At 62.9% G+C, this 9,595-nt stretch carries 11 protein-coding genes; 2 read left to right on the forward strand and 9 right to left on the reverse strand.

What is annotated here, in order from left to right; all coding sequences use genetic code 11:
* Positions 1-76: 76 nt before the first annotated feature.
* The 5 genes from NKI25_RS30125 to NKI25_RS30145 all read right to left on the reverse strand — a co-directional run bounded on the left by NKI25_RS30125 (position 77) and on the right by NKI25_RS30145 (position 3,351).
* Positions 77-997 (reverse strand): pirin family protein, encoded by a 921-nt coding sequence (locus NKI25_RS30125; RefSeq protein WP_352593341.1) that lies wholly within the window; start codon positions 995-997, stop codon positions 77-79.
* A 9-nt stretch (positions 998-1,006) separates the two neighbouring features.
* The gene (locus NKI25_RS30130) at positions 1,007-1,273 is read right to left on the reverse strand and encodes a DUF2277 domain-containing protein (RefSeq protein ID WP_023716908.1); all 267 of its coding nucleotides are present in this window, start codon (positions 1,271-1,273) and stop codon (positions 1,007-1,009) included.
* A gap of 109 nt (positions 1,274-1,382) precedes the next feature.
* Positions 1,383-1,634 (reverse strand): exodeoxyribonuclease VII small subunit, encoded by a 252-nt coding sequence (locus tag NKI25_RS30135; RefSeq protein WP_352593338.1) that lies wholly within the window; start codon positions 1,632-1,634, stop codon positions 1,383-1,385.
* A 3-nt stretch (positions 1,635-1,637) separates the two neighbouring features.
* Positions 1,638-2,564 carry a histone deacetylase family protein gene (locus NKI25_RS30140; RefSeq protein WP_352456880.1) on the reverse strand — a complete coding sequence of 309 codons (927 nt, stop codon included), beginning with the start codon at positions 2,562-2,564 and terminating at the stop codon, positions 1,638-1,640.
* 133 nt (positions 2,565-2,697) lie between these two features.
* Positions 2,698-3,351 carry a TetR/AcrR family transcriptional regulator gene (locus tag NKI25_RS30145; RefSeq protein WP_352593335.1) on the reverse strand — a complete coding sequence of 218 codons (654 nt, stop codon included), beginning with the start codon at positions 3,349-3,351 and terminating at the stop codon, positions 2,698-2,700.
* 118 nt (positions 3,352-3,469) lie between these two features.
* Between NKI25_RS30145 and NKI25_RS30150 the strand changes: the two genes are divergently transcribed.
* On the forward strand, positions 3,470-4,693 hold the full coding sequence (locus tag NKI25_RS30150; RefSeq protein WP_353000185.1) for an MFS transporter: 1,224 nt from the start codon (positions 3,470-3,472) through the stop codon (positions 4,691-4,693).
* A gap of 57 nt (positions 4,694-4,750) precedes the next feature.
* Here the strand turns inward: NKI25_RS30150 and ribB are convergent, their stop codons facing one another.
* Positions 4,751-5,851 (reverse strand): 3,4-dihydroxy-2-butanone-4-phosphate synthase, encoded by a 1,101-nt coding sequence (ribB, locus tag NKI25_RS30155; protein ID WP_352449900.1) that lies wholly within the window; start codon positions 5,849-5,851, stop codon positions 4,751-4,753.
* 97 nt (positions 5,852-5,948) lie between these two features.
* Positions 5,949-7,049 (reverse strand): chorismate synthase, encoded by a 1,101-nt coding sequence (gene aroC / locus NKI25_RS30160; protein WP_352788311.1) that lies wholly within the window; start codon positions 7,047-7,049, stop codon positions 5,949-5,951.
* 274 nt (positions 7,050-7,323) lie between these two features.
* Between aroC and NKI25_RS30165 the strand changes: the two genes are divergently transcribed.
* A complete protein-coding gene (locus NKI25_RS30165; RefSeq protein ID WP_023716902.1) occupies positions 7,324-7,587 on the forward strand; it encodes a DUF1344 domain-containing protein in 264 nt (87 codons plus the stop codon).
* A 63-nt stretch (positions 7,588-7,650) separates the two neighbouring features.
* Here NKI25_RS30165 and NKI25_RS30170 read toward each other — a convergent pair whose 3' ends face one another.
* Positions 7,651-8,238 carry a histidine phosphatase family protein gene (locus NKI25_RS30170; protein WP_352456876.1) on the reverse strand — a complete coding sequence of 196 codons (588 nt, stop codon included), beginning with the start codon at positions 8,236-8,238 and terminating at the stop codon, positions 7,651-7,653.
* 31 nt (positions 8,239-8,269) lie between these two features.
* Positions 8,270-9,091 (reverse strand): enoyl-ACP reductase FabI, encoded by an 822-nt coding sequence (fabI, locus tag NKI25_RS30175; protein WP_352449903.1) that lies wholly within the window; start codon positions 9,089-9,091, stop codon positions 8,270-8,272.
* Between the last annotated feature and the right edge of the window lie 504 nt (positions 9,092-9,595).

Consider the following 9,595-nt stretch of genomic DNA (forward strand, 5'->3'; position numbering starts at 1 on the left):
GCGAGCCTGGTCAGATTTTCTGTTCATCGTGAAATATGCCGCTGGCCGGCGAATGTAAATGTGGCGGTAACGCGCATCAGCTTTCGGGCAGCGGGATGAACTCTTGCTCGTCTCCAGGAACGATATCGAAGCGGCCCGTCTTCCATTCTTCTTTCGCCTGCTCGATGCGTTCCTTTGAGGACGATACGAAATTCCACCAGATATAACGTTTCGAACCGAGCGAAGCGCCGCCAAAAAGCATGAAATGGGCGCCGCGTTCCGATGAGACAACGATCTCATCGCCGGGCCGGAAAACCAGCAGCCGCTCGGCCGGGAAGCGGTCACCGGATATCGAAACCTGGCCTTCCAGCGTATAGATGGCGCGCTCCTCGGCATCGGCCGGGATTTTCACGCTGGCACCCGGCGCCAGCCTGAGATCGGCATAAAGCGTGTCCGAAGCGGTGGCGACCGGGGAGCGCAGTCCGGAAAACGCACCGATGATCACACGGCCGCTAACCCCCTCCGCATCGATTTCGGGCAGGCGCAGGGCCGGGGTGTTCTCGAAGACCGGCGCGACTTCTTCCTTGCCGTCCGGCAGCGCCAGCCATGTCTGCAGGCCGGAAACCGACATCGGCGCGCCGCGGAGTTCTTCCGGCGTCCGCTCCGAATGGACGATGCCACGGCCGGCGGTCATCAAATTCACGTCCCCGGGCTGGATTACCATCTCGGTGCCGAGCGAATCGCGGTGCCTGATCTTGCCATCGAACAGGTAAGTCACCGTAGACAGGCCGATATGTGGGTGCGGACGCACGTCCAGCGCCTGGCCCGCTCGCAGAACGGCTGGACCCATGCGGTCGAAGAAGATGAAGGGTCCGACCAGCCGGCGCCTGGCCGTCGGCAAGGCGCGGCGAACCTGAAATCCGCCAATATCTTTGGCGTTCGGAATGACCATCAGCTCGATCTGATCGCTGGCGAAGGCATCGCCCATCTGCGGATCGTTTCCGGGAAAGAAGCTCACGCGGTCCCCTCAGGCGAAGCGAAGTGCAGATTTGGCCTTCGCCTTGGCCGCCACCTCTTCGCGATTGCGCGGGTGCTGCGTCGTCTCGAGGCTGTCGAGCAATTCGCGCGCCGAGGCGGCAATGGCCTCGACGGCATGGTCGAACGCATGCTGGTTCTGTTTCGACGGCCGCGTCGTTCCGCTCAGCTTGCGGACAAACTGAAGCGCGGCATCGCGGACCTCGTCATTGGTTGCCGGCGGATCGAAATTGAACAGGGTTTTGATGTTTCTGCACATCGTTCGCAATCTCCTCTCGTCCTGGAGCCGTTTCAAACGGGATGAGTTTTATCCTCAATCGTGATGATGTCCAAAGCCGGTAAGCAAAATTGTCGTTCGAGGCCGCGCCTCAATCCGCGTCCAACGGCTCTGTCCCCGCCGGCTTGCCGTCACGCGACAGCCTGATTTTCTCGACCTTGTCCTCGGCCGCCTTCAGCAGCCGGTCGCAATGCGCCTTCAGCGCCTCGCCGCGCTCGTAGATGCGGATCGACTGGTCGAGCGGAACGTCGCCGCGCTCCAGATCGTCGACGATCCTCTCCAGCGCCTCGAGCGCCTGCTCGAAGCTCATCGCCTTGACATCTTCGTTGGTCTCACCAGCCATCGTCTATCCCTTCATCAGCCGCCCGACATGGGCGGCGACTGAAAATGCCAATCCCTGCAGATCGTAGCCGCCCTCGAGCACGCTGACGAGCCGGTTGCGGCTATGGCGCCCGGCTCGTTCGAGCAACTGGCCGGTCGCCCAGTCGAAATCATCCTCAGTCAGGTTGATCTCGGCCAGCGGATCGCGGTGGTGGGCATCGAAACCGGCGGAGATGATGATGAGGTCGGGCGCAAAATTGTCGAGCGCCGGCAGGATGCGCGACAGAAAGGCGTCGCGGAAACTATCGCTGCCGCTCTGCGGCGCCAGCGGCGCGTTGACGATGTTGCCGGCGCCGGTTTCGCTCACGGCCCCGGTTCCCGGGTAAAGCGGCATCTGGTGTGTCGAGCAATAGAGCACCGATGGATCGTCCCAGAAAATGTCCTGCGTGCCGTTGCCGTGATGCACATCCCAGTCGACGACGGCGACGCGGTCGGCGCCATGGTTCTTCTGCGCGTAGCGTGCCGCGATCGCGGCGGTGTTGAACAGGCAAAAACCCATGGAGGTGGTCTTTTCGGCATGATGGCCGGGCGGCCGTGCGGCGACGAAGACGTTTTCGGCACGGTCGGTGAAGACGTCGTCGACCGCGGCGTTGGCTGCGCCGATCGCGGTCACGGCCGCCTGCCAGCTCTTTGGGCTGGCGGTGGTATCGGCGTCGATACGGGCGATGCCGGTGTCCGGTATCGCTGCGCGGACACGTTCGACGAATTCGGGCGGATGCGCGTAGAGGATGGTTGCCTCGTCGCCTTCGGGCGCCTGGACGCGATCGAGCGCCGCGAAGGCCTCGTCGTCAAGCACACGCTCTATGGCGCGCAAACGGTCCGGCCGCTCCGGATGACCGGGCGGTGTTATGTGCTCGAGGAAAATCGGGTGGGTGTAAAGTCTCGTGACCATGCCCCGATATAGGCGCGCCTCGCCGCTTTGGCCATGTTTTCGCGCGCTGGTGAGGCGATGTTCAACAGGGTTTAGGCAACCGGCGTCGGCTGAGCCCACCGCGAGCCGCCTGGGATCTGCGAAAAGAATGACCTCAGGCCGGTGATCGGTCAATCTGGGGCTGCTTCGCTGACGATCGATCAGGCTGAGGCAGCCTGCCGGTGCGATTGAGCAGCCCTTCCAGAAGAACCTTGAACGCCTTCACTGCCTTCTTCGACGTCGCTTCGGGATCGTTCGAAGTTGCGATCCACTGCGCCGCATGCAACGAGGCGCCGCTGACCAGCCTTGCCGCGGCTTCGGGATCGACGGCGAGAATTGTCCCCTCGTCGCTCAGTCTTTGCAGGCTCTCTGTCATCGAGCGGATGCATGTGCTCTGGCTTGGCCATTGCGATGGATCGCCGAGCACCGCCGGCCCGTCACGAAGCACGATACGCTGGATCTCCGGCTCCAGCGCCATCTCGATATAGGCGGTGCATTCGTCGACAAAGCCCTGCCAGAGATTGTCCGGCTTGGCCGAAACGACCTTCAGCCGGGCCGACATTTCGGCGTCGATCTCGGCGATAACCGCCTGGAGCAGGCCCTTCTTGTCGCCGAAGTGATGATAGAGCGCACCGCGCGTCAGCCCGGCCGATGCCGTGAAATCGTCCATCGAGGCTTCGGCATAGCCGAGCGTGCCGAAGGCCTGGCGCGCCGCCCCGATCAGCTTGGCGCGGGTTTCGGCAATCATCTCCTTGCGTGGTCTATGCATGCTCTGGCCCTATTAACATACGTCTCGTATGCCAATTGACATACGCCGCGTATGATCTATTTAGACTCATACGCCACGTATGTAATCGCCGAACCGGCCGTTGTCGAGGAACCAGACCATGCAAAATCCCTACTCCCAGATCTTTCGCGCGCCGGGCGCCAAGGGCTTTGCCGCCGCCGGCTTCGTTGCCCGGCTGCCGATGGCCATGGCTCCGATCGGGATCGTCGCGATGCTGTCGCAGACCGATGGCGAATACTGGCTGGCCGGTGCCGTCTCCGCGACATATGCGCTGGCCAACGCTTTCGTCGCCCCGCAGGTATCGCGACTGGTGGACCGCCTCGGCCAGACGCGGATTGTGGTGCCGACCACCATCATTTCCACGCTCGCTTTCGCGATCCTGACTGCAGCGGCCAATCAGCATTGGCCGATATGGACGCTATTCGTCTCGGCGCTGCTCGCCGCCGTCGTGCCCAGCATACCGGCAATGGTGCGCGCACGCTGGACCGAGATTTTTCGCAACCGCCCCGAGTTGAACACGGCGTTCGCCTTCGAGTCGGCGGCGGACGAACTGGTCTACATCGCCGGCGCATCGCTGTCGGTCGGACTGAGTGTCGCGCTTTTCCCGGAAGCGGGAGTGCTCGCGAGCACATTGTTCCTCGCCTTCGGTTCGACGGCCTTCATCCTGCAGCGCTCGACCGAACCGCGAGCCCGACCGGTGGAACATGGTTCAGGCGGCTCGGCAATCCGCCTGCGGCCGGTCCAGATCATCACCTTGGCCCTGATCTTCATCGGCGCGACCTTTGCCACCACGGAGGTGAGCACCGTGGCGATCACCAAGGAGCTTGCCCAGCCGGGCGCCGCCAGCTTCGTCATCGGCGTCTACGCGCTCGGATCGTTCGTCGTCAGCATCATCATCGGCGCCCTGAACCTGAAAGTGCCGCTGCAGATTCAGCTTGCCATCGCAATCGCCATCATTGCGCTTACCACGCTGCCGCTGCTCGTCGCCGACACCGTGCCGCTGCTGGCACTGGCCGTCTTTGTCAGCGGCGTGGCAATCTCGCCGACCTTCATCACGGCATTCGGCCTGATCGAGCGGCGCGTGCCCGAGGCGGTGCTGACCGAGGGCGTGACCTGGGTGATGACCGGCATCGGCATCGGCATGGCGCTCGGCTCGTTCGCCGCCGGCTGGGTGGTGGACGCTTTCGGCGCGCAGAACGGGTTCTGGGTATCGGTGGCATCGGGCACAATCGCGCTGGTCATCGTGCTCGCCGGCCAGCGCAGCCTTGCCGCGCCGGGCTGCGACATGGCTGCATGCGACGCAGCCGCGGTCGCTGCGGAATAGTTTCCGGTGCGTCCGGCCCGAGCCGGGCCGGACGCATACCAGCACCGTGAGAATGGCCTAAAGAATCTCGGTCTTGGCGATGTGGATGCCAAAACCTTCGAGGCCGACATAATGGCGCTCGCGCGAGGCGATCAGATTAATCGAGGAAATGCCGAGATCCTTGAGGATTTGCGCGCCGAGGCCGATCTCGCGCCATTCGTTTTCGCGGCGACGAGCCTCTTCGTGATCCTCGCGATCGCCGGCAGCCGGGCGCTTGCGCTCCTGATGGGCGACGCCGACCGAGCCTTCGCGCAGATAGACGATGACGCCGCGCTGGCGCTCGCCCATCGCCTTCATGATGGCGTCCAGCCGGTGGCTGGTGCCGAAGACGTCGCTGACCACGTCCTCGGAATGAAGGCGCACCGGCACCTCGACGCCGTCACGGATATCGCCGAAGACGACCGCCACGTGATGCATGGAGTCCCAGGGCAGCGTGTAGGTGAAGACCTGCGCCTTGCCGCCCGGCGTCTCGATGTCGGAACAGGCGACGCGCTCGACCAGCGTTTCCTTGCGTTGCCGGTAGCCGATAAGGTCGGCAACCGAGATCTGCTTCAACCCGTGCTTTTCGGCGAACGCCTGCACCTGCGGGCCACGCATGACGGTGCCGTCATCATTGACCAGCTCGGAAATGACGCCGACCGGCGGCAGGCCGGCGAGCTTGCAGAGGTCGACAGCGGCTTCGGTATGGCCCGAACGCATCAGCACGCCGCCTTCACGCGCGATCAGCGGAAAGATGTGGCCGGGGCGGACGAAATCGGAGGCGCCGACATTGCCGTTGGCCAGATTGCGCACCGTCAGCGTGCGGTCGTCGGCCGAAATGCCGGTCGTGGTGCCGTGCTTGAAGTCGACGCTGACGGTAAAGGCGGTGGTGTGGGCCGAATCATTGTCGGCCACCATCGGCGACAGGTTGAGCCGCTTTGCTTCCTCGCGCGGCATCGGCGTGCAGACGATGCCTGACGTGTTGCGGACGATGAACGCCATCTTTTCCGGCGTGCAATGGACGGCGGCGACGATCAGATCGCCCTCGTTCTCGCGGCCGTCATCGTCCATAACGACGACGATCTCGCCGCGCTCGAAGGCGCGCAGGGCTTCAACGATCTTCTTCTGGTCGTAAGGCATAAGTGCTCGCTTCGCTCGCAGGGAATAGGGGAGTAGGGCAGTACGGGAGTAGGGGAAAGGAAAAAATGCTGTTGTGGGAGTTGCGTAACCTACTCCCCTACTCCCCTCCCGTTTGTCCCCGATGACGCAGATAATGATCGGCAATGGCGCAGGCAACCATCGCCTCGCCGATCGGTACGGCGCGGATGCCGACGCATGGATCGTGCCGGCCCTTGGTCATGATCTCGACGTCGTTACCGTCCTTGTCGATCGACTTTCGCGGCGTCAGGATCGACGAGGTCGGCTTGACGGCGAAACGCGCGACGATCGCCTGGCCGGTCGAGATGCCGCCGAGGATACCGCCGGCATTGTTGGATAGGAAGACCGGCTTGCCGTCATTGCCCATGCGCATCTCATCGGCATTCTCCTCGCCGGTGATGCGGGCGGCCTCGAAACCGTTGCCGATCTCGACGCCCTTGACGGCGTTGATCGACATCAGGCCGGCGGCGATGTCCTGGTCGAGCTTGGCATAGATCGGCGCGCCAAGCCCCGCCGGAACGCCGTCGGCGACGATCTCGATGACCGCACCGACCGAGGAGCCCGCCTTGCGGATGCCGTCCAGATATTTGGTGAAGACGGCGACGGACGCCGGATCAGGCGTGAAGAACGGGTTTTCAGCGTCGCCGACGAAATTCCAGTTCCAATTGGCGCGATCGATCGATTTATCGCCCATCGACACCAGCGCGCCGCGCACCACCATGCCGGGCACGACCTTGCGGGCAAGCGCTCCGGCCGCCACCCGCGCCGCCGTCTCACGCGCCGAGGAGCGGCCGCCGCCGCGGTAATCGCGCAGGCCGTATTTGACCTCGTAAGTGTAATCGGCATGGCCCGGCCGGAACTGACGGGCTATGTCGCCATAATCCTTGGAGCGCTGGTCGACATTCTCGATCAGCATCGACACCGGCGTGCCGGTGGTGATCATCGTCTCGCCGTCCTCATCGAGAATGAAGCCGGACAGGACCTTGACCTCGTCAGGTTCGCGACGCTGCGTCACAAAACGTGACTGGCCGGGGCGGCGCTTGTCGAGTTCGGCCTGGATCTCGTCGCGGCTGAAGCGGATGCCGGGCGGACAGCCGTCGACGACGCAGCCCAGCGCCGGCCCGTGGCTTTCGCCCCAGGTGGTGACGCGGAAAAGATGGCCGAACGTGTTGTGCGACATGGAACCAGCCCTGCCAGCGTCGGAGCCGGCTCAGCGCATGACCCCGAAAATCGGAGCGATTTTCGGAAAGGATCATGCACAAAATCAAAAGTGCTACAGCGTCCTTGCGCGTCCAGGAGGACGCGCGGCGCTGTCGCCTGCCTTCTATTGGCGTTTTCCACAGTGGTCAAACTGTGATCCCGCGGATTTAGTTTTGACACATTCGATTGGTTTCTGCTCAGTTCCGTTCCGTTGGACCGAGCCGCTGTACCGGCAATGATTAAAGAGGACGATGATGCGTATCCTGATTGGCGCTGTTGCCGCCACGCTGTTGATTTCCACCGCCGCCTTCGCCGGCCAGACCGAAGGCCTGATCAAGAAGGTCGACAAGGATGCGCTGACGCTGACGCTGGACGACGGCAAATCCTACAAGCTGAACGCCGAAACCGACCTCGATGCGCTGAAGCCAGGCATGGACATCGTCCTCGCCTACGACGTGACGAATGGCGAGAACGTCGTCACCGACATGGAACTGCCGGACACCGGATCGACGGAATAGGGCGCGTCGATATTCAGCTGAGGCCGGCCCGACCTGATCTCAACATAGGCTACGTCATCGGTCTCAAAGCCACTCCAGGCGCCGGCCGTCCAGCCTGAGCACGCGGTCCTGCGGCACTTCCATGCTGACCGCATCTTGTTCGGACATCCCCAGTACCAAGCGGAACATTACGCGCATGATGCCACCATGGGTTACGCAGACCGTCTGGCGATCGAGCGCGTCGAACCACGGCTTCACCCGTTCGAGCAGCATCTGGTAGCTTTCGGCGCCCTCGCCGGGCGGCTGGAAATTCCATTTATCGAGGCGGCGGCGCCTGGTCGAACCGGGATTGTTCGCCTCGAGTTCGGCAAAGGTGAAACCCTGCCAGTCGCCAAAGCTCAATTCCACGAGCAGCGGCTCGGTACGATAGGCGTGCGGATCGAGCTTCATCGCCGCGCGCAGGCGCTCCATCGTCTCGCGCGTGCGCCGCATCGGGCTGGCGACAAAGTCGAAATCTTCGGGCTTGTCGATGAGTTCGGCCAGTCTGCGCCCGTTGCGGCTAGCCTGCTCGCGGCCAAGCTCGTTGAGGTCGGTATCGGCCTGCCCCTGCAGCCGGGCCTCGGCGTTCCACGCCGTCTGGCCGTGGCGCACGATATAGACGAGCGGGTACATCAGGTCTTCCGGAAGAGGTCAGGCGGTGGCGTCAGTCCTTGACCGTCGAAATATCCGGCGCGTCGACCGCCTTCATGCCGACGACATGATAGCCGGAATCGACATGATGGATCTCGCCGGTGACGCCGCGCGAAAGGTCGGATAGGAAATAGACGCCGGAATCGCCAACCTCCTCCTGCGTGACCGTCTGCTTCAACGGCGAATTGTATTCGTTCCATTTCAGGATATAGCGGAAATCGCCGATGCCAGATGCGGCAAGCGTCTTGATCGGGCCGGCGGAGATCGCGTTGACACGGATCTTCTTGGCGCCGAGATCGACGGCCAGATAGCGCACGCTGGCTTCGAGTGCCGCCTTGGCGACACCCATGACGTTGTAGTGCGGCATCACCTTTTCCGCGCCGTAATAGGTCAGCGTCAGCAGCGAGCCGCCGTCGGTCATCAGCGCCTCGGCACGTTTGGCGATGGTCGTGAAGGAATAGACCGAAATATCCATTGTGCGCAGGAAATTGTCGCGCGTCGTCTCGACATAGCGGCCGGTCAGTTCGTCCTTGTCGGAAAAGGCGATTGCGTGGACGAGGAAATCGAGCTTGCCACCCCAGTGCTTGCTGACATTTTCGAACACCGCATCGAGGCTGGCCGGGTCGGTCACATCACAATGGCCGGCGACATGCGCGCCCAGTTCCGCCGCGAGCGGCTCGACGCGTTTCTTGAACGCCTCGCCCTGATAGGTCAGCGCGATCTCGGCGCCATGGTCGACACAGGCCTTGGCGATGCCGTAAGCGATCGAGCGATTGTTGGCGATGCCAAGGATAAGGCCGCGCTTGCCGGCCATAAGGCCCCGTCCACCCGCCATCTCAGCGCTCTCCGCAAGGTTCTCTACTTTGTGGAGTGCCTATCGCACAGCCACAGTGCCCCTTCAAGCGTTCAAAGCGGACAGTTCGGGGGACAAAGCCGCTGGTCTACAGAGCCGCGCGTCCTTTGGGCGCGCAAAGGACGCTATAGCGCCTTGACCTTGCAGTCGTGGGCCAGTGGAAAAATCCGACACTGGTATCGGTGTGTCACGGCGGAAGATGACCCTTTGGCGGAAAGTTCGCTGGCCAGCGGCCGAAGTCACGCTCATGACCCCAAGCCGACAATGGGACCGCTTACATCGAACGACCGCTTGACGTCGCTACCGAGTCCTTCCGTCACAGCAGAAATCCCGTCTCGAATCCAGTTGTGTGCGTCAAGTTCTGCAAAATGGCGTGGCATTGCGGTGACGTCGGCGTGTCCGCCGCGCAGCCCCCGTGTTTAGCGGAGCGGCGGACACATGACGGTGCTCAGGCGGCCAAGGCCCTCAGGCTCTCCTTCTTGTGCT

This window comes from Mesorhizobium sp. M0808 (assembly GCF_040320025.1).
Taxonomy (GTDB): Bacteria; Pseudomonadota; Alphaproteobacteria; order Rhizobiales; family Rhizobiaceae; genus Mesorhizobium.

Coding starts and splice junctions, on each gene's coding strand:
- NKI25_RS30145 (WP_352593335.1), bottom strand. CDS start 3,351: ATGCATAGACCACGCAAGGAGATGATTGCCGAAACCCGCGCCAAGCTG.
- NKI25_RS30150 (WP_353000185.1), top strand. CDS start 3,470: ATGCAAAATCCCTACTCCCAGATCTTTCGCGCGCCGGGCGCCAAGGGC.
- NKI25_RS30170 (WP_352456876.1), bottom strand. CDS start 8,238: ATGTACCCGCTCGTCTATATCGTGCGCCACGGCCAGACGGCGTGGAAC.
- NKI25_RS30165 (WP_023716902.1), top strand. CDS start 7,324: ATGCGTATCCTGATTGGCGCTGTTGCCGCCACGCTGTTGATTTCCACC.
- NKI25_RS30130 (WP_023716908.1), bottom strand. CDS start 1,273: ATGTGCAGAAACATCAAAACCCTGTTCAATTTCGATCCGCCGGCAACC.
- NKI25_RS30140 (WP_352456880.1), bottom strand. CDS start 2,564: ATGGTCACGAGACTTTACACCCACCCGATTTTCCTCGAGCACATAACA.
- fabI (WP_352449903.1), bottom strand. CDS start 9,091: ATGGCGGGTGGACGGGGCCTTATGGCCGGCAAGCGCGGCCTTATCCTT.
- aroC (WP_352788311.1), bottom strand. CDS start 7,049: ATGTCGCACAACACGTTCGGCCATCTTTTCCGCGTCACCACCTGGGGC.
- ribB (WP_352449900.1), bottom strand. CDS start 5,851: ATGCCTTACGACCAGAAGAAGATCGTTGAAGCCCTGCGCGCCTTCGAG.
- NKI25_RS30135 (WP_352593338.1), bottom strand. CDS start 1,634: ATGGCTGGTGAGACCAACGAAGATGTCAAGGCGATGAGCTTCGAGCAG.